At 43.3% G+C, this 23,096-nt stretch carries 28 protein-coding genes; 13 read left to right on the top strand and 15 right to left on the bottom strand.

The features are described 5' to 3' along the window. Positions 1–316 precede the first annotated feature (316 nt). The 6 genes from ACGTN9_RS11665 to ACGTN9_RS11640 form a co-directional block, all read right to left on the bottom strand. The gene (locus ACGTN9_RS11665; protein WP_499592960.1) at positions 317–808 is read right to left on the bottom strand and encodes a ferritin-like domain-containing protein; all 492 of its coding nucleotides are present in this window, start codon (positions 806–808) and stop codon (positions 317–319) included. Positions 809–882: 74 nt separating this feature from the next. Then, positions 883–1,392 (bottom strand): GNAT family N-acetyltransferase, encoded by a 510-nt coding sequence (locus tag ACGTN9_RS11660; RefSeq protein ID WP_499592958.1) that lies wholly within the window; start codon positions 1,390–1,392, stop codon positions 883–885. A gap of 95 nt (positions 1,393–1,487) precedes the next feature. Continuing rightward, positions 1,488–2,045 carry a GNAT family N-acetyltransferase gene (locus tag ACGTN9_RS11655; RefSeq protein WP_499593042.1) on the bottom strand — a complete coding sequence of 186 codons (558 nt, stop codon included), beginning with the start codon at positions 2,043–2,045 and terminating at the stop codon, positions 1,488–1,490. A gap of 83 nt (positions 2,046–2,128) precedes the next feature. Next, on the bottom strand, positions 2,129–2,374 hold the full coding sequence (locus ACGTN9_RS11650) for a hypothetical protein (protein WP_499592956.1): 246 nt from the start codon (positions 2,372–2,374) through the stop codon (positions 2,129–2,131). Positions 2,375–2,402: 28 nt separating this feature from the next. Beyond that, on the bottom strand, positions 2,403–2,792 hold the full coding sequence (locus ACGTN9_RS11645; RefSeq protein ID WP_499592954.1) for a hypothetical protein: 390 nt from the start codon (positions 2,790–2,792) through the stop codon (positions 2,403–2,405). Between the two features lie 258 nt (positions 2,793–3,050). Beyond that, positions 3,051–4,466 (bottom strand): glycoside hydrolase family 18 protein, encoded by a 1,416-nt coding sequence (locus ACGTN9_RS11640; protein ID WP_499592952.1) that lies wholly within the window; start codon positions 4,464–4,466, stop codon positions 3,051–3,053. A gap of 207 nt (positions 4,467–4,673) precedes the next feature. Between ACGTN9_RS11640 and ACGTN9_RS11635 the strand changes: the two genes are divergently transcribed. The 4 genes from ACGTN9_RS11635 to ACGTN9_RS11620 all read left to right on the top strand — a co-directional run bounded on the left by ACGTN9_RS11635 (position 4,674) and on the right by ACGTN9_RS11620 (position 7,059). Next, positions 4,674–5,315, top strand: coding sequence for a YczE/YyaS/YitT family protein (locus ACGTN9_RS11635; RefSeq protein WP_499592950.1), 642 nt, complete (start codon positions 4,674–4,676; stop codon positions 5,313–5,315). Between the two features lie 116 nt (positions 5,316–5,431). Continuing rightward, positions 5,432–5,668 carry a YuzF family protein gene (locus ACGTN9_RS11630; protein WP_499592948.1) on the top strand — a complete coding sequence of 79 codons (237 nt, stop codon included), beginning with the start codon at positions 5,432–5,434 and terminating at the stop codon, positions 5,666–5,668. Positions 5,669–5,748: 80 nt separating this feature from the next. Beyond that, positions 5,749–6,003, top strand: coding sequence for a GlsB/YeaQ/YmgE family stress response membrane protein (locus tag ACGTN9_RS11625; RefSeq protein WP_499592947.1), 255 nt, complete (start codon positions 5,749–5,751; stop codon positions 6,001–6,003). Positions 6,004–6,291: 288 nt separating this feature from the next. After that, on the top strand, positions 6,292–7,059 hold the full coding sequence (locus tag ACGTN9_RS11620; protein WP_499592945.1) for a helix-turn-helix domain-containing protein: 768 nt from the start codon (positions 6,292–6,294) through the stop codon (positions 7,057–7,059). Between the two features lie 113 nt (positions 7,060–7,172). On the opposite strand, the gene ACGTN9_RS11615 is transcribed toward ACGTN9_RS11620, so the two are convergent. Then, entirely contained in the window at positions 7,173–7,418 is a 246-nt protein-coding gene (locus tag ACGTN9_RS11615; RefSeq protein WP_499592943.1) for a stage VI sporulation protein F, read from the bottom strand. A gap of 216 nt (positions 7,419–7,634) precedes the next feature. Between ACGTN9_RS11615 and ACGTN9_RS11610 the strand changes: the two genes are divergently transcribed. After that, positions 7,635–7,751 (top strand): YjcZ family sporulation protein, encoded by a 117-nt coding sequence (locus ACGTN9_RS11610; RefSeq protein WP_084315614.1) that lies wholly within the window; start codon positions 7,635–7,637, stop codon positions 7,749–7,751. A gap of 337 nt (positions 7,752–8,088) precedes the next feature. On the opposite strand, the gene ACGTN9_RS11605 is transcribed toward ACGTN9_RS11610, so the two are convergent. Both ACGTN9_RS11605 and ACGTN9_RS11600 read right to left on the bottom strand, forming a co-directional pair. Further along, positions 8,089–8,886, bottom strand: coding sequence for a SurA N-terminal domain-containing protein (locus ACGTN9_RS11605; RefSeq protein ID WP_499592940.1), 798 nt, complete (start codon positions 8,884–8,886; stop codon positions 8,089–8,091). A 220-nt stretch (positions 8,887–9,106) separates the two neighbouring features. Continuing rightward, positions 9,107–10,033, bottom strand: coding sequence for a DUF2268 domain-containing putative Zn-dependent protease (locus ACGTN9_RS11600; RefSeq protein ID WP_499592939.1), 927 nt, complete (start codon positions 10,031–10,033; stop codon positions 9,107–9,109). A gap of 288 nt (positions 10,034–10,321) precedes the next feature. Here ACGTN9_RS11600 and ACGTN9_RS11595 point away from each other — a divergent pair, with 288 nt between their 5' ends. The 4 genes from ACGTN9_RS11595 to ACGTN9_RS11580 all read left to right on the top strand — a co-directional run bounded on the left by ACGTN9_RS11595 (position 10,322) and on the right by ACGTN9_RS11580 (position 12,821). Further along, positions 10,322–10,666, top strand: coding sequence for a DMT family transporter (locus tag ACGTN9_RS11595; protein WP_499592937.1), 345 nt, complete (start codon positions 10,322–10,324; stop codon positions 10,664–10,666). A 4-nt stretch (positions 10,667–10,670) separates the two neighbouring features. Beyond that, positions 10,671–10,985 carry a DMT family transporter gene (locus ACGTN9_RS11590; RefSeq protein WP_499592935.1) on the top strand — a complete coding sequence of 105 codons (315 nt, stop codon included), beginning with the start codon at positions 10,671–10,673 and terminating at the stop codon, positions 10,983–10,985. Positions 10,986–11,230: 245 nt separating this feature from the next. After that, positions 11,231–12,127 (top strand): DMT family transporter, encoded by an 897-nt coding sequence (locus ACGTN9_RS11585; protein WP_499592933.1) that lies wholly within the window; start codon positions 11,231–11,233, stop codon positions 12,125–12,127. 163 nt (positions 12,128–12,290) lie between these two features. Further along, a complete protein-coding gene (locus tag ACGTN9_RS11580) occupies positions 12,291–12,821 on the top strand; it encodes a YceI family protein (RefSeq protein ID WP_499592931.1) in 531 nt (176 codons plus the stop codon). A gap of 46 nt (positions 12,822–12,867) precedes the next feature. On the opposite strand, the gene ACGTN9_RS11575 is transcribed toward ACGTN9_RS11580, so the two are convergent. Further along, positions 12,868–13,716, bottom strand: coding sequence for a DNA-3-methyladenine glycosylase family protein (locus tag ACGTN9_RS11575; protein ID WP_499592929.1), 849 nt, complete (start codon positions 13,714–13,716; stop codon positions 12,868–12,870). 21 nt (positions 13,717–13,737) lie between these two features. Here ACGTN9_RS11575 and ACGTN9_RS11570 point away from each other — a divergent pair, with 21 nt between their 5' ends. The 3 genes from ACGTN9_RS11570 to ACGTN9_RS11560 all read left to right on the top strand — a co-directional run bounded on the left by ACGTN9_RS11570 (position 13,738) and on the right by ACGTN9_RS11560 (position 16,946). Beyond that, positions 13,738–14,847: a hypothetical protein gene (locus ACGTN9_RS11570; RefSeq protein WP_499592928.1), complete on the top strand. Its 1,110-nt coding sequence runs from the start codon at positions 13,738–13,740 to the stop codon at positions 14,845–14,847. Between the two features lie 411 nt (positions 14,848–15,258). After that, positions 15,259–15,756, top strand: a complete 498-nt coding sequence (locus ACGTN9_RS11565; protein WP_499592926.1) for an Lrp/AsnC family transcriptional regulator — start codon at positions 15,259–15,261, stop codon at positions 15,754–15,756. Then, positions 15,753–16,946 (top strand): aminotransferase, encoded by a 1,194-nt coding sequence (locus tag ACGTN9_RS11560; protein WP_499592924.1) that lies wholly within the window; start codon positions 15,753–15,755, stop codon positions 16,944–16,946. The genes ACGTN9_RS11565 and ACGTN9_RS11560 overlap by 4 nt, the downstream gene beginning before the upstream one ends. 62 nt (positions 16,947–17,008) lie before the next feature. Here the strand turns inward: ACGTN9_RS11560 and ACGTN9_RS11555 are convergent, their stop codons facing one another. The 3 genes from ACGTN9_RS11555 to ACGTN9_RS11545 form a co-directional block, all read right to left on the bottom strand. After that, positions 17,009–18,448 (bottom strand): MDR family MFS transporter, encoded by a 1,440-nt coding sequence (locus ACGTN9_RS11555; RefSeq protein ID WP_499592922.1) that lies wholly within the window; start codon positions 18,446–18,448, stop codon positions 17,009–17,011. Positions 18,449–19,013: 565 nt separating this feature from the next. Continuing rightward, on the bottom strand, positions 19,014–19,211 hold the full coding sequence (locus ACGTN9_RS11550; protein WP_499592920.1) for a hypothetical protein: 198 nt from the start codon (positions 19,209–19,211) through the stop codon (positions 19,014–19,016). Between the two features lie 127 nt (positions 19,212–19,338). Further along, a complete protein-coding gene (locus ACGTN9_RS11545; protein ID WP_499592918.1) occupies positions 19,339–20,232 on the bottom strand; it encodes an EamA family transporter in 894 nt (297 codons plus the stop codon). Between the two features lie 304 nt (positions 20,233–20,536). Between ACGTN9_RS11545 and ACGTN9_RS11540 the strand changes: the two genes are divergently transcribed. Continuing rightward, positions 20,537–20,671 (top strand): hypothetical protein, encoded by a 135-nt coding sequence (locus tag ACGTN9_RS11540; protein WP_499592917.1) that lies wholly within the window; start codon positions 20,537–20,539, stop codon positions 20,669–20,671. Positions 20,672–20,712: 41 nt separating this feature from the next. Here the strand turns inward: ACGTN9_RS11540 and ACGTN9_RS11535 are convergent, their stop codons facing one another. Together ACGTN9_RS11535 and ACGTN9_RS11530 are read right to left on the bottom strand one after the other, a co-directional pair. After that, positions 20,713–21,261: a hypothetical protein gene (locus ACGTN9_RS11535; RefSeq protein WP_499592915.1), complete on the bottom strand. Its 549-nt coding sequence runs from the start codon at positions 21,259–21,261 to the stop codon at positions 20,713–20,715. Between the two features lie 55 nt (positions 21,262–21,316). Next, complete coding sequence (locus ACGTN9_RS11530; protein ID WP_499592913.1) at positions 21,317–22,957, bottom strand: DUF2207 domain-containing protein; 1,641 nt, start codon at positions 22,955–22,957, stop codon at positions 21,317–21,319. Positions 22,958–23,096 lie beyond the last annotated feature (139 nt).

Genomic DNA, 23,096 nt, shown 5'->3' with positions numbered 1-23,096 from the left:
AGGCTTATTATCTAAATAAGTCTCCACTTTTCATGAGAAATCCTATGTACCAAGTGACATTCTTTTCCGTTATCCACCAAATATTGTGTGGATCATGTAACTACATTACTATTCTAAAGGTAGAGAGCCAAATTACAGAAAGACGGAGTACTTTTAAAAATACATAAAAAAAGCACGATTGTAAAAATCGTATTACAATTCAATTACTTTATTGGTTTAAAGCGTCTATATCTGTTAGGATGAAGATGAATGAAGGCAGCACCCTACCAGTGACCTCCCCCTTTTCCTGGTTAGCATGCTGCCTTTTTTTTTGGATTCATTCCTGAAAGTCCCTTGCAAGTCCCCTCTCAAACGCAGCCAGATGATTCATAGAAGCATTGCGTAAATTAGTGAATACCACCCTCACATCCTGTGGCAGCATGTAGGTTAGGAATTTATTATACATCCCAATATTATCGATTTCCGCCTGGACTCCTTCAGCAAATGCTTGCTTCACCGACGCTGGGGTAGAGACAAATGTCTCGGAAATATCACCCGGCACAGGAACCTGATAGCGCTGGAACAATGGAAGCAATGCCTGGATATGCCTCAATTCCGCCTGTTGAATATTCGCAAATTGACGCACATACCCAAAATTACTCAACACATCCCGATATCTCGCTTGTGCCAAATATTCGTCCTGCATCGCATAGGTCAACATTTGTGGCAGAGTCAGGGAAGTTGCATTCAACGCTCCTTTTGCCCCATAATCCGCTGCGTTTTGTCGCACATTAAAAGGATATGCACCCTGAAAAAGATTCGTATACATCGATCGCCCTCCTTATCGTTCACTTTTTATCGTATGGGCGCGATGCAGAAAGAGTGCTGTTTAAATAGTAAAACCTAGAGATAACGATGGTACCGTAATGTGATATAGTTTTCCGCTTCTCCATTACCATACCCTGCCTGCTTATACCGGTATACAAACCCTCTGGCTTCGTAGAAAGGAATCCCTTTTGTGTTACCTTCCTGAACAGAAACCCACTGTTCTTTCGCATGGAACTCATATTTTTGCTGATGGCTGACTGCTTCCAGCAGTTTCGTACCAATTCCCTCATTACGTCTTCGAGGATCAAGATATAAAACATATACTTCGCCCGCGTTATCGCTGATCATTCCGCCTCCACAAGCACCAATCACTTCATTGTTTTCAACTGCTGCGAAATAGCCGCCCCAGTCTTTTTCTGAATAAGTAACTTCCGTCAAAATTCTGGCAGGGTTATAGAATTCTTTGATGACCCGCTCAATATATTCCGGCGTGTAAATATCTTTATAAGTGGACCTTGTAGCTGCCGAACAAACATCAGCTATCCCTTGGACGTGATGGACGTTCGCCTTTACCACCTGTATCATAATGCCTCCCCCCCCTCTGCCCATAAACTACTTTTTCTTAAAACATCTATATAAATAGCTGTGTGGTTTGTTTACCGATCATTACTTCCCCCTTATCATGGATGAAATTCTTCCGATAAAATGGAATAAAGCTTCAAATCGCGAAACTTTCCTTTCACCAGCATTCCTTTTCTGATGGTTCCTTCCCATCTCATACCGACTTTTTCCATTACCCGCTGTGAACCAACATTGTCTACAAAACACCGCGCCTGAATCCGCTCTAAGTCCAATTCGTTAAATCCAAAAGCGATTATCCTCTCGGTAGCTTCGGTGGTTAATCCCTGGCCCCAATATTCCTCGGCTAATACATATCCAATTTCTGCCCGCTTATGCTTGGTATTTACGGTAACAAAGTCAATCGTACCCACAATCTTTCCAGTAGACTTTAACTCCATTCCCCATAGCGCTTTTTTGCCCAGTCGATATCCCTCCTGGACAAACTGCACAAATTCCCGGGCGTCCTCAAGCGATTGATGGGTCTCCCAACTGACATATTGCGATACATTAGGGTTCGATCCATACGCAAATACATCCTCGATATCATTCAGGCTAATTTTTCTTAACATCAACCGCTTCGTCTTAAGCTTTGGTAACTGTTCGAACAATTGCTCCATTTTTTCATCTCCCAACACATCGATTAAGCGGATAAAACTTTCTGGCATAAATAACAACCGTGCCCCATCAGCCAGAACACTAATCAAAGCCTACCAAGGAATTCTACTAGCTCCATCAATATAATGATAATAGGTGCTGTCAGAACAATTCGTCTCGTCCGTTTCCTGGAAGGCTCATCCAAAATAATCGGCATGATGAGTAGGTAATATAAACCGAAAGAAGTAAAGTCTACGGTAAGAAAACCTCCGTTAGGCATGAAAGCAAGCAGGATAAACATAATAGCTGATACAAATACGATATAAACGACCTGCTCTTCTTTTGTTGACATAGCTGACAAATCCTTTCTTTACAAATTCTTAACTCAAACGGATAACTACCATAATATCAATCACCAAAAATATCACCGCTAACCATGCACTACCATATGTATATAATTTCCTCTCCCTGGCCCACCACGATAGAATAGCCATCAGGGCAAAAACCATGGTTACACTTTGGATTCTCTGGACTCTGGTTTGGTTTTGAAAAACCTTCAGTGCTTCATCGGAATCCCCTTCGAACGATTCATGAATCAGAGGCGCTCCATACCAGCTATATTTGGTAATTTTATAGCTGTTTGTTTGTGGAATGTAATCCAGGTTTTTGTAGCCCAACGCTGGCATATCAATCGAAAAAATAATTAAGAAAAACGCCGCTATCCATAAAACTATATTTTTAATCCATTTCCGCTTCCGAATATCTACCACTCTTCCCCTCTTAATTTTCCTTTATTTTACCATTTATTATTTGTACCTTGGCTGCTCTCTTGGAAATAGATAGATTTTTATGAATATATCGGTAAATAATGCTCAATATGTAGAAAAAGACGTACCGGAATCCTGGAGAGGAATCTGGTACGCCTATGACTTGCAATAAGCATTCTACTCGTTAAAATTTCTGCATGGTCACAAAAAGTGCCCTTGCCCTTTTCGTGATGCCTCCCTACAGCGATGAGAGACTCACAGTCACGAATACTTTCGGATTCTGAAATTATCTCGTAACACCGGCCAATTCTGCGGGAACGTACTTCCAAGCACCCAGTAACTCCCGCCGCGTAAGCCATAATCTTTAATCGTGTCGTACTTCGCCTGCATGCTGCGCGCATCCTCGAACCAGACTTCGTGTTCCTGGCCGGTTCCATCGACATAACGGAAAAATGGGGATTGATAGGTTTCATCATATTGGATATCCACTCCGTACCGTTGAGCCAATTGGACTGCTTCCTTGGGACTCACCGTCCTTGCGAATGTCCCTTGCACCCATGGAACCTTCCAATCTCTCCCGTATAACGGGATACCCATCAGAATTTTATCCCTCGGAATTTCTGTCACGGCATAGTCCAGGACATCCCGTACTTTGTTGATTGGAGCAATCGCCCATGGCTCGCCGCCGGCCCATCCCCATTCATAAGTCATGATGACAACAAAATCGAGGATTTCCCCGTGAGCAGCATAATCATGCGCTTCATATAAAAGCCCCTGCTGATCCGCGCTTTCTTTCGGGGCAAGTGCCGTCGAGACTGTGTACCCTTCCGGTCGCAGCCTGGCCACGGCCCGCCTCAAAAAATTATTATAGTTTTCCCGGTCCTCTGGATAGACATATTCAAAATCAATATTAAGACCCGTATAGCCTTTAGCTTCCATTTTAGCGAGTATATTGGTAAGTAATGTTTCCTGCAATTCCGGACTTCGTAAAATGGTAGCCGCGATATCCGAGTCAAACGACCGATCCCGGAAGTTGGTCAATACAAGCAGGGGAGCGACATTGGCAGCACTAGCAGCTTCCAATACTCCCGTATCGTTCATCTCCGTGATCGTGCCATCTTCCTGAATCGAGTAAGTGAATGGCGACAGATACGTAAAATTCCGGCCAAGGGCAAGCACCTCACGTCTTCCTTCCTCACTCATGTTGGTAAGGTAAGCATTAATTTCTGTTACAGGCCGTGGCTCCCTTGGGATGTACAACATTTGCCCGACAGACAGCATCGAAGGATTGGTGATGTTATTAATCTGAATGACCCGCTGCATCGAAACACCAAACCTGCGGGAAATCGCCCATAATGTATCGCCCGGCTGAACGGTATACGGAAAATAAGGAAGCACCAGCATATCCCCGACAAAAATCAAAGCAGGATTACTGATTTGATTCACTTGTTGTAAATCCTGCACAGAAATTCCATAACGCTGTGCAATCGCCCACAGCGTATCTCCCGCCTGCACCACATATTCCCGGCCCGGTTCCGGAATGACCAGCGCCTGACCGACCACGATTACATCCGGATTGTCTATCTGGTTGGCTAATATAATCTGATTCATATCAGAACGATAACGCCTGGCTATCGCCCATAACGTATCGCCGGATTCCACCACATGGATTTGCATGCTTCCTTCACCCTCTCAGGTAGTCTCTATATACCATGCTATTCATGTAAGCCCTGTCCTATTAAGTAATTAAAAGCTTCTCCCCTCCTGCTTAAATTTTATAATCAAAAAATAATCAAACCCTATTGACGCAAAAATATTCTGCTAATAAAATTGCCTAACAACAAAATTTGAACAAACAATAATAAGAAAGACGAGGGTCAATGAATGCTTTACCGCATGTCCGTATATATCCTGGGTATTTTTGTCAATTTTTTCGGAGTAGCCCTTTTAATTAAAGCTGCTTTAGGCGCAGGATTTTGGACAGCATTATTTGTCGGGTTAGAAGATAGATTTGGTTTTACAGTAGGGATTTGGTACGGCACCTTCCAGCTTGCCTTCATTTTCCTGAATGGATGGCTGGCAAAGCAAAAGCCGGAATTCAGAGCTTTACTGCCGCTTGTGCTGGAAAGTCTGGTTCTGGACTTCTGGCTGGAAGTCGTTTTCAACAATATGAGCCTGGCAGCCGCACCATTTCTTATCCAGCTTATCACGGTAGCAACTGGTGTGGCCTTCACTGCTTTAGGCGTGGCTATTTATATTTTGCCTCAGCTGCCACGGGCGCCGGTCGATCAATTATTCTTAGTCATCGCCAAGAAGTTCAGAATCAGTCTGTTGGTGAGTCAGACAGCAATAGCCATCACTACGTCGACGACTGCTTTATTGATCGGTGGTCCTGTAGGAATCGGCACGGTGGTTGGCACCGCCTTTGCAGGTCCGCTCATCCAGTATTTTTACACGAAAGGTTATCCGTTATATTATTTACTCCATCCCGGCTACCGGGAAAAGTTCGAGCCGATTATTCAGTAATCAGCATCCCCCCTTACCATGGAACATTATCCAGGTTAAGGGGTTTTTTATGTCCTTTTCACCACTCCCTCACCCACTGCATAAATTGTACCGATTACCATAAAGGGGGAATTTTCATGTATCATCACCAAAGCAGAAATCAGGGTATAGATGTGCAATATAAAACCTTGTTCGATCCTTTTGTTGTTAGCCGTCTCCAATCTGTCGTTGGCAAAAACCTGATTGTGGAGACTACCAAAGATACCATTCGTGGTGAATTGACGGAAGTCCAGCCAGATCACATCGCATTACAAGCCGGGGACTCTACCTTTTTTGTACGTATTCAACAAATCGTTTCCATCATGCCAATATAAGGGATTTTGACACGTGATGTTTTAAATTTGTTCAGGCGGGATATATCCATAATAGATTTTAAAAGAGGAGGTTAACCATTATGGGTCTTATTTTATATTTAATCGTGGGTGGACTGATCGGCTGGCTCGCCGGAGCTATCATCGGCCGTGACATGCCACTCGGAATCATTGGAAATATTATTGCAGGTATTGTAGGTGCATGGATTGGCGGTGAACTATTAGGTTCATGGGGACCTTCCTTAGCCGGTATTGCTATTTTACCTGCTTTGATTGGCGCAATCATTTTTGTCTTTATCATCAGTGCCATCATGAGAAGTTCCCGAAAAAAACGATAAAAAATACCGAAGCTCAAGGCATCGCAGGCCTTGAGCTTTTTTACTGACCGTTTTTATTTGCTACCCTTACCTGACACGCTAAATGACACGGCACTAAACCTTATCAACGCTTTATCCCACAAGCGTCAGGACTCCATAATCCCCTCCGAAACATAGGCAAAACAAAGATTATTAACAAAAAGATTAGTAAAAATCGTACAGGAAACGAATTTTTTCCATCTATGATAGCACCTGACTTTTCTTTCCTTCGATTATAAGGGTAAAAGCTTTGATTGGATGATGTTCATAATGAATATACAAGAGGTTAGCAAACTACAATCCTTCACGAATAAACAAACTATGGATTTGCGTGTACGTTCCTTTTTATTTCACCACAAAGCGGAACTTTCTGCTGGAGCACTCGATGTTTTGAAATTTATCTGGCGCCATTCTGTTAAATATCCCGGCGTCTCTTTTGCAAAAAACGAAACGATCGAGAAGAAAACCGGGCGCAGCCGCAGTACCGTCATCCGGGCGATCAATACGTTTGTTGAAAAAGGGCTCTTAAAACGCGTACCTGCTACCCGTCCCAACGGGAAGCGCGGTGTCAATATCCTGGTCATCCTTCCCGGGGATGAAACGACTTCACCATGGCTGGAAAAAGAAGACGAAAAACCTTCGGAAAAGATCGAGATTCAGCAGAAAACAGCAGAAGAAAAATCTTTGCCTGCAGCGGAACAAAAACCCGATTTCGATACGGATTACCTTCCTTCTTACATACCGAAAGCCTTCACGTCACTGACAAAAGCTTTTTTACCAATTGACGACATCTGGTCCGCCTGGAAAAGCGTCACCCATGCTTTCCATAAATTCCAATTGAACTATCCAGTCGACCATTACATAGAAGTCATTAATCGTACATTCAAGCAAAGCCTCTACGCCCAAAAGAAAGGAATAATCAAGAAGACCTTCCTCGGTTATTTTTACGGCGGAATCATCCAGACCTTTACCCAGGTCTATCGAAGTGAAGTGATGGAGGATCCGGCCACATTGTACTATGATTGGCTGAACGCGTGATCCTGCATGGCTTTTTCCAAAAAAACACCTGGACCAACAGACTGATCCAGGTTACTTCCATACGTAACCCCTGCTTCCTCCACAATGCAAGGCATCTGGTTATTTAACAGGGATTACCGTTTTTTCTTTATCATTTTTTCAATCGAGGAAAAGTCTTTCGGTACTTTATCATTCAGTATTGCTTTAACAATCATGTCTTCTTTACTTTTCGAAACTGGCTTATTTGCCAGCTTGGAAACTTTGTTGATCACGTTTCGGATCGTTGTTTCATCTTTAAAATTAGCACCCTGTAAAGACTGGGCAAGCTTCATGACTTCGTCCATTTTCACACCGGTTTTTTTCTCGAAATTATTGAACAAGCCTACTACCTCCTTTGCCTGCAAAAAGATTCATAGTTATCCTATGGCAGGCAGTCTGGTTGGTAACGGCATGTATCCTCATTTCATAATAACTAAAATTTTTTGTATAAATGTCCTTTCCAATCATTGCGCTCTTACATAGACTAATTATGGAACAGGGAGTAGCTATGCCTTCCCTTTCCAATTGATTAAATCAGACAGTTAGGAGGGTTAAATATGGGTTACGGATGCTACGGAGGTCTTGGTTATGGTGGTTCCCGTTACGGCGACACTTTCGTGTTGATCGTTGTCTTGTTTATCCTGCTTATCATTGTAGGAGCAGCTTGGTACTAAAACGATGGTTGGATTAGCAGGTAAATGACCCTGTTGCCGAAAACCTCCTCTCGGCAACAGGGTTTTTAATTTTCTTGTCTCCTTTCCACACGATCATTCATGCATTAGAAAAACTTAGCTTATCGCCAAGTACTTATGGCGAAAGCCTTAGTATTTTCTTATACTTTAATCCTTTAACAAAGTTAAACTTTCTTAAAGTGCAAAAAAGAGCCCGTATCCCTATTACTGGGACAGGACCTTTCCTTCAGGGAATTGAGATCTACCATGCATTTCTCGAGCTTTTCAATAAGAATCAATAAAAAAAACCAGGTCCCCTTCCGGACCTGGTTTTCTGTTATCAAATGTGGACTTTAACATCTGCATCTTCACGCAGATTCTTAATAAGCTTTTGCGCTTCTTCCGCTTCTTTTTGCTGCTTCAGTTGCTGTTTCAGAGATGGTTTCGCTTCCTCGAAAGAAGGAACTTTGCTTTCTCCACCCATTTGTTCTTGCTGCGCTTTCATCTGCTCATACATTTTTTTCATTTCTTCTTCTGTAGGCTCGATGTCTCCTGCTTCAGCGGCAATCAGTTGCTCTACCTTCACTTGGGTTTCCAGTTGAGACATGACTTCTTTTTCACTCATGCCCTGCTTTTCTAATTGAGCCAGGAACTCTTCTTTAGAGCCGGCTTTATTCTGCTTAGCCAAGTCTTCGAGAATTTTATCCTTCTTTTCCTGGGTAGCTTTGTAATCACGATTGTTCGCTTCCTGAATGAGAAGCTCCTGACCGACCAGGCTGTCGACCATCTGTTTTTTCAGCTTGTCCTGATCAACCTTCTGCCCTGACATCTGTGATTGCAAGGCAGCCTGTTGGAATTGACTTTTATATGCTGCCTCAAATTCTTTTTTCTTGATTTTTTCTCCATTGACTTCCGCTACAACATCCGGTGTGCCTTTCAGATCCGGCTCAGGCATTTTAGGCTGTTCGCCGCCTTCCTTGCCTTCTTTGTTACCTTCACTTTGTTCACTGGACTTCTGTTCTTGTTGTGTATCTTTTTTCTCATTATCTTTTGCTGTTTCTCCGTCACTACTGCATGCACCCAGAGTTAAAAATGCTGCAAACAGTAGACCTGATAACCACTTTTTACGCAATGTCATTCTCCTTTTCTATGGATAGTTTCCGCCATTGTATCAAATACCAGCCGTCTGTAAACCCTGCTTTTTCACAAAATACAACACCTGACTGAATGCATTATCCTGCTGAACCCCTGTCAGAGAGGGAATGAAACCAACGAAGCAAGCCCGCTCACCGCAAATGTGTAAAAAGTGTGGAATTTACCTGAGAAATGGAGTTTGGAACCAGAGTAAGCATACACTGCTAATCAGTTGGAAAACTGGAGCCCGCAATCAGTTCGTCCGCCGTTTTCGTCAACAATTCCCTCGTAGTAAGTCGTCCATGGCGTTCCTGATAAGATGTAATAATTTCAAAACCGATTTGATACCCAATCCATCTCGGGAGTGAACTATTGCCTTTTCCATACAAATATTTCTGATGGTTTTCCTGTCCTTGCACATGCAATGCGGATTGGAATTGCTTTTTCCATATTTCTTTCACCCGATTACTCCGGTAGTTACTGGTCCATGGCGCCAGTTGCTTTTCCCCGTACAATTCTTTCACCGCATTTTCCGCCAGGCCCTCCATGATCAGCACTTCTTTGAGCGGGAGTCTGATTTCATTCAACTTGCTCTGAGAAAACCGGCACATATGATTATATTCATGAGCCAATAAGGCTTTTATTTCTAACACCGGCGTATCGGGTGCCAAAAATAAAAATAAGCATTTCTTAAAGCTTACCCCGCTTTTTTTGATGGGGCGTTTTCCAGCAGGCTGCTGTGCCCGGGCTACCGGATAGATATAAATGGGTGCCTCTGGCCCATGCCATTTTCTCTTCAAACGGCGGTATTCCTCTTCGACAATCTTCCATATATTCCTTTTTTCTATCTCACGAACCGTGCGATGGATATGTTTCCACTCGAACGGCTCAAACAAGCCATGTTTTAATAAAATGGCCTGTAATTCAGCCGGGGGAATTTTCGAAAAGCTTTTTTGGACCGGCCTGCAAAGCGCTTCACGCTGCTCATCATAAGGCGGCTTAAACAAAAAGCTTTTCTTTTCACATGCTTTCACAAAATCATCCAGCCAAAGCTGCGTTTCTATTACTCCCAACGCCCTCTCCCCTTTTGCAATCCTTTTATCATCATAACTGCTGCAGACACAGTGATAAGCTACACGTTTACCGTTCATTCATAAACTCAGGCAAACTATTATACGAAGCTGTATGGATTTTTGTGCAAACTCGCCCCTCCCCCTGTCCAGAAATAAACACCCTTGAGTTCCCACATTTTTGCAAGCTGTCCCCTAAAACTCCATATAACGTCCTCTCTTTTATTCTGCGTTCCGATTGTACTCCTAGCTACGAATATCTAAATTTACATAGATTTAACGTTTTAAACACTGGATGAGATGGTATCGTTAAAAAACAAATTTTCAAAGAAGGTAAATGAAACCATCGAATAAATGGAGGTATCCAGCATGAATAACTATCTTCTGTTATCTTTTTCGATTTTGTTTGAAGTAATCGGAACTTCTTTCATGAAGATCTCCGAGGGGTTCACGAATGTAGGGCCAACATTAATTGTAGTAGCTTGCTATGGGATTGCTCTTTCACTTTATGTGGTGATCACCCGCTCCAGTGAAATCGGGATCATCAACGCCATTTGGTCAGGAGGCGGCATGGTCGTCGTCACCATCATCGCTGTATCCTTGTTCCACGAGCCGCTTTCTCTGGTCAAGGTTCTTGGTACTACTTTAATTCTTGCAGGCGTAGTGGGATTGAATTTACCGGAACAAAGAGACATATCCACGGAAAAGAGGTGATCCCTTGGCTTCTCTATACTTGATTATCAGCTTGATCTTTTCCACTATTGGAAATATTAGTGTCAAACTATCCGAGGGGTTCACAAGAAAACTGCCAAGCATCGGTGTGTTCGTCTTTTTCACCTTATGTATCTATTACCTGACACTGTCGATCCAATATCTCGAAATAAGCATCGTATATGCGATCTGGTCAGGCGTAAGTGTGGCAGCAACCACATTGATGGGTATATTAATCTTCCGCGAATCAGCAAATGCACGGAAAATCATCTCTATTTTGTTGATTATTATCGGAGTGGTCAGTCTGGAACTTTACGGATAAGCTTAAATACCTTCCATTTTTAGCAAGAACAAAGCATGAAATGGAGCTGCCAGACCCTGATTTTCTCTCTACTGCTCTCAAATTTAAAATCCTCCTTTTGCTTCCTGGCAAGGGGAGGATTTTTTATTTTGCTATTAAAATCATCCTAAAGCTCTTCTAGTATTAATAGTAAGTTCTCAACGCAAAGGAATATGCTATAATTAGAAAATTAAAACAATTATGATTTACAGAATGAAGGTGAGTATTTGAACAGAGTATGGTTTACCGTTTTGCTAGTGATCACGACCAGCTTGATGGGCTCCTCTTTTGCTGTCGGTAAAATCGGGCTCCATTTTGTTTCCCCACTACTGCTGGTGGGATTACGATTTACGATCGCAGGTTTGCTGATGGCTATGATTGTATTTTTACTTAAACGAAAACATCCCAGACGTGTCAGGGAATGGCTCCAGATGCTATTGGTAGGTTTGTTTCAAACTGCGGGAGTGATGGGAGCTATCTTCCTCAGTTTGCGGACAATTACCGCAGGCGAATCGTCGATTTTGACCTTTACCAATCCCTTGCTTGTTGTCCTGTTCGGCACGATTTTCATGGGGATGAGATATCGCTGGCTGCAATGGGGCGGTGTCGTCATCGGATTTCTGGGAGTCTTCATCACTCTGGGAGCAAGTCTTGATATCCAGCAGCCAGGTACACTGTTAGGCATGTTCAGTGCAGTCTCCTGGGCTATCGCGACCTTATTGATGAAAAAATGGGGAAGTACGTTCGATACATGGGTGCTGACTGCCTATCAAATGCTTTTTGGCGGCATTATCCTGCTAATGGGAAGTGCTTTGTTTGAACAGACACAATTCGTCCTCACACCCCTTTCCATCTTTATCTTGATATGGCTGGCTATTATGGCTTCGATTGTGCAATTTGCCATCTGGTTCTATCTTTTGAACAAAGAGGATCCAGGAAAAGTCAGTGCATTTTTGTTCCTTGCTCCATTATTCGGTGTCATCTTTGGATGGCTGTTATTGAACGAGCAGCTACATATCTCTACTTTGGCAGGCGGAAGCCTGATTTTGGCAGGCATCTATTTTGTCAATCGACCAGCCAGACACGTAAAAAGGCGTCTCGCTCCCGGTACCTCTCAGCTTTGAGCTACCTGGGGCAGACGCCTTTTTTCTTATGAATAAGGATGAATACTGCAGCATATATCTTGAATTAGAGTGTTTTTTTTATTATTTATCTTGACTTTGAGATATTTTTGAGTTATCTTTAATTCAAGATAAAAACACAAAACATTTTCAGGAGGAATTTTTTATGTCAACGTTAAAATTAGACAACGTGCACAGCAACTTGAATTTTCAAATCAAACATATGATGGTTTCCAAGGCAAAAGGTGAATTCAAAGAATTCGATGTAAACTTCAACGGAGATCTCGAAAATCTGGATAATGCTAAAGTGACGGTTACTATTCCAGTCACTTCCATCGATACAGGTAATGAAGACCGTGATGGCCACCTTCGCTCCGGCGACTTTTTTGAAGCTGAAACATACCCGAATATGGTGTTTGAAAGTAAGTCAATCAAGAAAGTATCTGATGATGAATACGAAGTGACTGGTGACTTCACGATCAAAGATGTCACACGTGAGGAAACCTTCACAGTTGAATATAACGGCGTATCCAAAAGCCCGATGGATGGCAGCACGATCGCCGGCTTCGATGTAGCAGGCAAAGTCAACCGCGAAGCTTATGGCATGACTTATAACGCGGCTATAGAAACAGGCGGCGTCCTGCTTGGTAAAGAGGTTAAATTTGAAGGCAACTTTGAATTTGTTGTAGAGGATTAAACGAACAAAAGCCATGAACCTGAAATCAACAGGCTCATGGCTTTTTTTAATTCTTCAACTGCTCCCAGGCTTCATCGACACTTGGGTACTGCGCTACCAAACCTTGGTTGATCGCTTCCCAAAGGTAAAGTGACGCGGCCGTGTAATGCGGGTGCCACTTAGAAGCATGGCTCTTGATGAGCTGCTTCCCGTTGTTATCCCGCTCCACTTGATACAGCCACTGGCATGCTCGCTGGAGACCAAGATCCCCCACTGGCAAAACGTCTGTCCGCCCCAATGAAAAAATCAGGAACACTTCAGCCGTCCACGGACCGATCCCTTTTACACTTGTCAGCACTTTCCTTATTTCATCGTTATCCATTCTTTCCAGTTGATCAAGATCGACTTCTTTAGCCAACACTTTTTCACTGAGGTCTCTCAGATATGCTATTTTTTGCTTCGAAAGACCAACGCTTCTAAGTTCTTCATCGGAAAATTTCAAAACCGCTTCCGGCGTTATTTCTCCCACCAGTTCCTCAAACCTTGCATAGATAGTCTTCGCCGCTTTTACAGATAGCTGCTGGCCGATACATGATCGGACAAGACTTTTAAAGTGATCTTCCCTTTTTGTCAGGGAAATGTCTCCAATCAGTGTAACCAGTTTTTTCATTTCCGGGTCTTTTGCCGTCATCGCCTCGATCGCTGATTTTTCAAAAGTTAATCGATTATTTGCAGTCATCATGATCTCCTTCTTATTTTCAATATGTGTGTATTGTTCGGAAAAATTGGGGTATACCCTCATTGTAACGAATAGAAAATTGCTTTGTCTTAATAATTTGATTTCAAATACGTTAAATCCTGCCTGAAGCTGGTATCCTGTGTTAAAATACAGGCTGCTTTTTCTATTCATCATCATGACGATAAGGATGTGTACACCTTGAAAAGACTCCCTTTCTTACTGTTTATTTTAACAACTACCTTGCTACTTACTGCCTGCTCGGATTCACCCTCGCAGGATAAAGAAGAAGAGAAAAATAGTACGAAGGAAACAGAACAAGAGGAACCAACAGACAAATCAAAAGAGGATAAAAAAGAACAAGAACCTTCCAAGCCTTACAAAGCATTGCAGCCTTCAGAAGATGCGAAACCTCTTAAGGAAAAGCTGTCCGAGAAAGAGCTGAAAAACATGCCGAAGGCCCAGACGGACGGGGTAGATAACCCTAAACGATCGGTTCCCGTTGGCCAGATGCTTGTCAAAGGTGCTGCGGATCAAACGGATGGTCCTTTAAAAAACAACCGGATTGTCGCATTTTACGGCCATCCGAACTCAGAAAACATGGGAATCCTCGGTGAAATGGAGCCAGAAGCCATGATGAAAAAATTAAAGAAACAGACACAGGCCTATTCCGACGCAGACCCGGAGCGGCCAGCAATTCCGACCATTGAGCTGATTACGACAGTCGCTCAACGCGATCCCGGCCCGCATGGTAAATACTATCGCATGACACCGGAAGAGGATATCGAGAAATACGCGAAGCTTGCTGAGAAAAACAATGCTTTACTCCTCCTCGATATTCAGCTCGGCACGGACTCCGTCATGAATCAGGTAAAACTAATTGAAAAATGGCTGAAGCTCCCTCATGTCCATCTCGCCATCGATACGGAATTCCGTGTCGAAGAAGGAGAAGTACCCGGTGAGGACCTCGGTCAAGTCAACGGAAAAGAAGTTCAGAAAGCTGTGGAATATTTATCCAGGATCATCGAAGAAAATGACCTGCCGGATAAATTCGTGCTCGTCCACCAGTTCACTGATGGCGTACTGACGAATAAAGACGCCGTCCAGCCGACCGACAACGTCGAAGTCGCGCTGAATGTCGACGGATGGGGCAATTATATCGATAAGCAGACCCTTTACCGGAAATTCGTCCGCGATGACACTTCCCAGTACGGGGGCTTCAAAATTTTTTATAAGAAAGATGAACCAGTACTGAAGCCAATGGACGTGGTAAAACTGGACCCTGGCCCGGCGGTAATCAACTATCAATAAGCATTTTTCCTTAAGCAATAACAAGAGTGAAAAAACTATCTTTTACGAAACAAAACATTCATTTACTAGACAAGCATGGAATATACTAGACGTTTTCGTGCATTAACTAGACAACCCCGTGATTTTAGTAGACAAAATCAAAAATTTACGAGACATCCATGTCAGTTTTGAGACAATTCATTGATTTACTAGACAATTAGCGACTGAAAGGGGCCTGCCCCCTTTCTTCGAATTAGAAAAACTTGGCTTGTCGCCAAGTCCTTATGGCGAAAGCCTTAGTTTTTCTTATACTTTAATCCTTTAACACAGTTAAACTTTCTTAAAGTACAAAAACTCTCCTCCTTAGGTGAGGATTATGTTTTAGTTATGATAGAATGGTGCAAATGTAACTTTGAAAAGTGAGGGTTCCAAATGATAGAAACAGAAGTAGAATTACTGAGACTGATTGAAAAGAATGCCAATCTGGAAGTAGAAAAAATCGCAAAACTGATGGGGAAAAGTAAGCAGGAAATCGAGGAATTGATCGCGAGTTTGGAAAAAAAGAAAGCCATCCTCGGTTATTCAACGCTCATTGACTGGGCAAAAGTAGAGAATAAAGAAGAAGTTACCGCGATGGTAGATGTAAAAGTCACACCCGCCCGAGGGGTCGGTTTTGATAAAGTAGCGGAGCGCATTTACCGTTTTCCGGAAGTAAAAGCCGTTTACCTAATGTCTGGCGCTTACGATCTGTCCGTTTCCGTAAGAGGAAGTACGATGATGGAAATCGGGCATTTCATTTCTGAAAAATTATCTACACTCGATTCTGTCCTATCGACGACGACTCATTTCGTGTTGAAAAAATACAAGCATGACGGCATCATCCTCGAAGATGAAGATGATGACGATAAAAGAATTGTGGTATCGCCATGAATCAGTATCTATCTAAGCAAGTAGCAGACCTGAAGCCATCTGGAATCCGCCGCTTTTTTGATTTGGCAGCCCAGATGGATGATGTAATTTCCCTTGGTGTCGGTGAGCCGGATTTCGTAACCCCATGGAGTTTTATCGAGCAAAGCTTTCATGCGCTGGAACAGGGTTATACCTCTTACACCGAAAATGCCGGAATGATTGAGCTGCGGGAGGAAATCAGTGGCTATCTAAGTAGAAGTTTTGACTTATCCTATAATGCTAGTGATCAGTTGATTGTTTCCGTAGGAGCAAGCCAGGCGATTGACCTTGCACTGCGGGCGATTGTCAATCCAGGAGATGAGGTCATCGTCGTCGAACCGAGCTTTGTTGCTTATGTACCGGCCATCACACTCGCCGGCGGTACACCGGTCACGATTCAAACAAAAGCGGAAGATGACTTTAAAGTCCAACCGGAACAGATCGAGGCAGCCATTACACCAAAAACGAAAGCGATCATGTTGTGCAATCCGAACAACCCGACAGGTACCTTTTTGGAGAAAAAAGAGTTAGAGCAGCTCGCAACAGTAATTGAAAAGCACGACCTTCTCGTTCTGTCGGATGAAATCTACGCTGAGCTCACTTATGATAAGCCATACACCAGTTTTCCAACCATTAGTGGCATGAAGGAACGGACGATTTTAATCAGTGGGTTCTCCAAAGCATTTGCCATGACGGGCTGGAGACTCGGCTATGCTGCTGGTCCTTCTGAAATCATTGCCGCCATGGTCAAAATCCATCAGTACACGATGATGTGTGCCCCAACAATGGCCCAGCACGCTGCCTTAGAGGCGATGAAAAATGGAAGAGAAAGTGTCCAGCACATGCTGGAAAGCTATAAACAGCGACGGAACCTGATCGTCAGCAGTTTAAATGACATCGGGCTCGACTGTCCAAATCCTGGCGGAGCATTCTACGCATTCCCGTCCATTCAGGCAACAGGATTGAGCTCGGCTGAATTTGCTGAACAGCTGCTGCAGGAAGAACAAGTTGCTGTTGTACCAGGAGAAGTTTTCGGAGCAAATGGCGAAGGCTATATCCGCTGTTCGTACGCCACCTCCATCAAACAACTGGATGAAGCGATGACGCGTATCAAGAGATTTGTAGAAAAACGAACAAATCCGGTGACTGCATCGCTAAACGCTTCCAGTTAAAATAGCGATTTAAAAAATGAAGCCTCCATGGCAATGGCAGGCTTCATTTTTATTGAAATCTTCTATTGTTTATTTCCTTCCGGTTCAAAGTCAGGAGCAATAGCTTTTCTGATAAATAGTGCAATGATAAACGCTCCGATACTTAAAGCAAGTGCAAACCAGTAGGCATGGTGCACGCCGATGATCATGGCTTCGTCTATTACCGTTTCCGTAACCGCGCCAGATCGTTCATTCAGATAATTATTTTGTCCCTGACTCATGATGCTGACAAAAATCGATACGCCCAGTGCGCCCCCAATCGGCTGTAATGTATTGGCAATGGCCGTGCCATGAGGGTATAAATGCTTCGGCAGTTCATTCAAGGCATTGGTTTGCGCCGGCATTAATATCGCTGAAACCGAAAGCATCAGCACCATATAGGAAAATATGAATATCCAGATAGGAATAGCCGGCCCCAGGTTACTGAAGAAAATCATAACGCCTGTTAATACCACCGTTCCCGGTATGATCAGCTTTCTGGGACCAAATTTATCAAATAACGTTCCCATGACCGGGGACATCAATCCATTCAATAAAGCACCTGGCAACAGCAGCAATCCAGCTACTTTCGCTGAATAACCGAGCGGTCCTTGTAAGTACATCGGCATAACAATTTCCGATGCAAACATGGCCATAATGACAATGACAAAAATAATGATTCCTCTTGCATAACTTTTATAAGTGAAAACACGGACATCCAGTAAAGGTTCGTCGATTATTAACTGGCGAACAACAAAAAGGATTAAACTTACGAAACTGATCCCCAGGATTGCGAGAATAGTAACAGATGAAAATCCTTCCCCGCTTTCCCCGGCACTACTGAATCCATAGACGATTCCTCCAATTCCGATCGATGAAAGAACAATCGACAGGACATCCGCCTTGGGACGCGTTACTTCTCCAACATTTTGTAAATATTTCACACCAAAAAGAATGGAGAAAGCGGCAAAAGGAATGACCGTGATGAACAACCAGCGCCACCCTAAAAAGTCTACGATCACGCCGGATAGTGTCGGCCCGATAGCAGGGGCGAACATGATCACAAGCCCGAATGTCCCCATGATTTTACCACGCACCTCCGGAGGATAGAGCAGCAAGAGTGCGTTCATAATGACAGGAATCAGCAGACCTGTGCCAACGGCCTGGATCATCCTCCCTGTCAACAGCATCGGAAAATTAATGGCCGATGCAGCTATTACTGTTCCCGCCAAAAAGACCGACATGACTCCGATGAACATCTGCCTGGTGGTAAACCACTGAATCAACAGCGCAGATATCGGCATCAGCACCCCCATTACGAGCATGAAGCCTGTCGCCATCCATTGCACTGTAGCAGCCTCAAGGTCAAATACAACCATCAGTTCTGTTAAGGCAATGTTGAGCAAAGTCTCATTTAAAACGGCAAAAAATGCACCAATCATAAATGTAATAAGAATGATCTTTCTATTAAGCTGTGTTTCCATAATAACCCCCATGACATATATAAAAATGACATACTTAACCATAATCCACTACTTTCCTATGATTGGCAAGCGTTTTACATAAACCGTTTGAAGTTAATCCTTCTCCCTCCATCATTGCTACTATTCCCAAGCCCTTGCACGCTCTGTTCATATTTTTAAAGTGTATCACGTTCGGTTCCGAGAAATTTCTTTCAGATTGCTAACTAACAAAAAACGCTTAAACTGCTTTTACATCAAAAGTGCATGAAACTATCCTTGAGTTCAACCGTACAAATAAGTACGGATGAATCGAGGTGGATTATATGGAGGACAAAAAATTCTTTTACATGCTGGGCGGAGTGTCGTATGTTTCCTGGCCACTCTATTTTCTTTTATATTTTCATAAGTATACTACCGGAGAGATTATCGAGGCTTTAATATTTATTACTATTGTTATGATTTGTTATTTTATCATCACGATGCTCTATTTCCGTTAAATGGGATTGCGAAGGATATCTGTTTTGGTTAGGACGTCCCGCACGTCATTAAGCCTAGTATTCTCCTCGTGGTATCCTAATCTAAAAGATTAGTTCGCAAATGTAAAAAGCAATAAACTGACCGCTAACAAAACAATTGCTATCATAATTATTAGGTACATCGAATATTCAAAGGTCGATAGTTTCCTTTGTTTCTTGGCTTTTGACAGGTGTTGGCCATAAAGGATAGCCATCATAACTAGCACCGTTTCAGAAACTGCCCGTAACACTTCTGCTACCGTAATCAAGCACATCTACTCCTTCATTTGGACCTTTTTACTACTTATGCTTCTATATGGATATAATGTTAGATTGACTCTGCTCCCCTATTACAAATAAAGAAATCAATGCTTTGTAGAGCCATCCACTTATGGCCTAAACTCTATTTTTAACCCTTATTAACTGACTCCCTGATTCATTAACGAAAATCGCCAAAATAATCAACAAAACACCCAGCCACTGTAAAAAGTAAACTGTTTCATTTAGAATAATCATCGCTGAAATGATTGCGACAGGTAGTTCAATCGAACTCAATACATTGGCAAGTCTACCCGACAGGAGCGGAGCACCTCCCGCAAAGAACAACGGCGGAATGACAGCTCCAACCAGTGCAACACCTGCCCCGATCGCCCATAACCGACCGTCAAAGACATCGACAGTGGGAATATCCCGGAAAAATACAAGGGTTACGAGAATCATAGAGCCTGTTACCATCAACGAACTACGGAGAACCGGATGGGATTGAACCGCCACTTGACCACTGAAAAACACAAATCCCGCATAAGAAAAGCCTGATAGCAGCCCTAGGATCAGCCCAATAACCGGGATTTCTGAAATACTTCCGTCCATGATATTGGAAGCAAAAAATACACCTGTTAACGTAATGACCATAGCGATGAGGTTGATCTTAGTTGGCTTAGCCTTGTTAAACACCCATTCATAGATCATACCAATCCAGACAAATTGAAATAATAGAATAATGGCTAAAGAAGCAGATAAATACTGCATCGCTCCATAGTAGAAAATACTTGTCAGTCCTACACTCGTTCCTGTAGCAAAGGTTTTTATCATGTCGGGCCTTGATAATTCCTTTATATGTAAACCTTTCATGAGGCTCAGTCCCCATAATAGAACGAAACTCACGAACATTTGGGTGAGCGTGATTTGTCCTAAAGAATAGTTATATTTAAATCCTGTTTTAACGAATACAGGAGTGAATCCAAAGCTTGCAGCACCTATTAAGACCAAAATAATCCCTTTTGTTTTCATAAAAAAATCACCTAATCTCTTTGCAATGTATTCCAGTTCAAGAATACTACTCCATACAAAAAAAGCAAATGCTCAAATCAGGCATTTGCTCCCTTTGTGAAACTCCATCTTCATAATCCGTCACAGAGTCAATTTATCCTATAGGAATGCTAAAAGTTTCTTCCCAATGGAGCAAAACTCTTCTTTTATTCAACATACTATCCCGATTGGTTATAATTACCCATCAGTTATATAGAGTTTTACAGTAAATAAAATTCAAGAATATGCTCAGAATAATAACAATAAAACAAGGGAGTTGTTCACCATGAACGATAAGCTGAACACCATTATCTGGCTTCTTATCGGAAGTACAGTACTTTCGTCCATATTCAGTATCATCATGCTTACATTGACAGTCAGACATGATCGGGAAGTTACTGGCGGAAACAAATCATCCTAATCCACATTTTCTTAAAAAGGGAAAGGTTCTCTTTTCCCTTTTTAATCGAACGATGTTGAGCTCTGCTTTTTCGGGAACAGCGTGTAGCTGAAACTGATAATAAAGTCAACCACTAACACGACGGTCCACAACTGCAAGGTGCGCCATAATGCTTCGGTTTGCGACGCATTCCCTACATACCAGATGATTGCTCCCAATACAGCCCCCCCAATAATCCATGCCAGGACATGGAGATACCAGCCTTCCCGTTCTATCCGGGCGCGGGCCTTGCCATATCTGGGCTTTTTTGCCGGCTTATTCCGGCCAGCAAACCAAAACGCGAAACGCTCATCTGCCCACTGGATCATCCGGTGGCCATAGGCGACACTGGCACCTATATAAATAGCCGCAAGCCCATGTACAGTCGAGGCGACTGCACCGTTTTTCAAATCAGCTACCGTTACTATCAGGAGGATTACATCCACAACCGGCGTACATATCAATAAAAACGTGCCTAGTCTTTTCTTTTTCAAAACGTACCTGGCAAACAACCCACTTATCGCAAAAATCCAAAAACCAACCTCACACGCAATGATCAACCATCCAATCAAGCTATCATCCCCTGTCTTAAATGCCTGGTAATATCACCTCGGCTTCACACTCTGATTAAAATGCGCCGGATCCTCCTCCGCCGCCACCGGTGCCAGCACCACCGCTAGCACCGCCCATACCGGTAGTAGCGGACACATGTTTGTCGGCTTCCTGGAAACTGCTTTGCATCGTAGCAGCAAGCATCAAGAAAATGATCCAGTCATTATCGGATGAGGACAGAGCTCCTGCCGGCTGGGAGGAAAGGTTACGCTTTCCGAGACCAATCTGATACAAAAGAGCAGGAACCTGGTCTTCTTTTTCCCATTCCTTCCACTGGTCGCCGAGCTTGAGCGGCCGCAGCTCCTGCTTGATTCGCTGCCCTTCCACTGTCAACGGCTGGTAGCCGATCGTGAAGGTAAGAAAAAATAGAAACAGAATTAGCGCTGCCGCCATCCATAGGGACACGCCATAATAAAGGAAAAGAATCACGAACGGCAGTGTTGCCAGGGTTGCGAAACCAGCCAGCCAGCGTGGTTTGGTTGACTTTTCATATAAATCATACTGCCTGTATTCTTTCAAAACTGCTTCCCGCCATGCCTGGAAATGTTTCTGATAGTCTTTATGATTCGCTTTGTCCTTCGCATAAGCTTCCAGGTCATCAGTATGGAATTTGCCGTCATGCCCGATAACATCAAACAGCCAGTGGATCAGCTTGCTTTCATGCTCGTATTTCGTATTTCGATCGACCACCCGGAATTCCTTTTCGGAGAGCTTTTCGATATGCCCTTTTCTAACAAGCTCGAGCAGCGCAGCTGTCAATGTTTTAGGTGTCAACAGACCATAAGCGTTGGAAAACGCAAGCATGGCAGGCAGGCTCATATCCGTTCTGGGAAAACGGCCAACCGCACTGACTTGCCGCCTTGCTTCGTGTAACGTTTCCTGCCTCTTTCTCCAACCCTGAACGATTAGCAAAACTGCCACCACAGTCAATGCGCCAATGATGAACGGACCAAAACTGTTCCAACGCTCCCGTTGCGCCGCTTTTGCTGCGACTTGATCATCCAACGCATCCTTTTCCGATTGGATGGTATCAAGCATCGGTTTTTCGCTTGCGATTGGTGCATTAAGAAATAATTTAGCATCATAGGCTACCCGGATATCACCATTCTCACCACTGGAAACTTTGCCAAGGTCAAAAGTAACAGTGCCACCGTCCTTGACCTGCGCGGTATCATACGCTTCATCAAACCCATACGCTGCCTTCACTTCCGCCCGCTCTGGTGGTACAATCGTAATTGTCAGATTTTCGTAATCAGACTCATTGCTTTTATCAAAAAATGGCCAATAAAACTGGGCGACGTCCCGGAACACTTCCACCCCATTTTCTATGGTATAAAAAGTATCAATCGTCACCGTCTCATCTTCGCCACTTCGATGCACCTTATAAAGTTCATCCTCCTGCTCCACTCTTAAATCCTTACCATTCTCAGAAGCATGCACATCCTTGATCGCAGTGTTCCTTTTTGGTATCAGCGTCCGAGTGATCCCATTGAATTCCCCTTCAAAACTGTACGTATGCGTTTCTTTCACTTCCACATTGCCATCTTGAAGCAGTTCCGCGGTGATAGCCGTGCGATCGATTTCGTAATCAACCGCGAACACACTCACCGGGAAAACCAGCACCATTACCAGCATCAGCATCATTAATTTTTTCACGTTCATCACTCGCTTTCTAACTTAACTTACGAATGAACAAACAGAAAAGTTTCAGCGCACTTTGTAGAACTTTAACAAAAAATCCCTGAGAGCCGGTTGATCGAACCGCTGCTCTCAGGGATTTTTTTATCTAACGTCT

The organism is Halobacillus sp. B23F22_5 (assembly GCF_043497085.1).
In the GTDB taxonomy this organism is placed as follows: Bacteria; Bacillota; Bacilli; order Bacillales; family Halobacillaceae; genus Thalassobacillus.
This window is presented reverse-complemented; position numbering and strand designations above follow the sequence as displayed.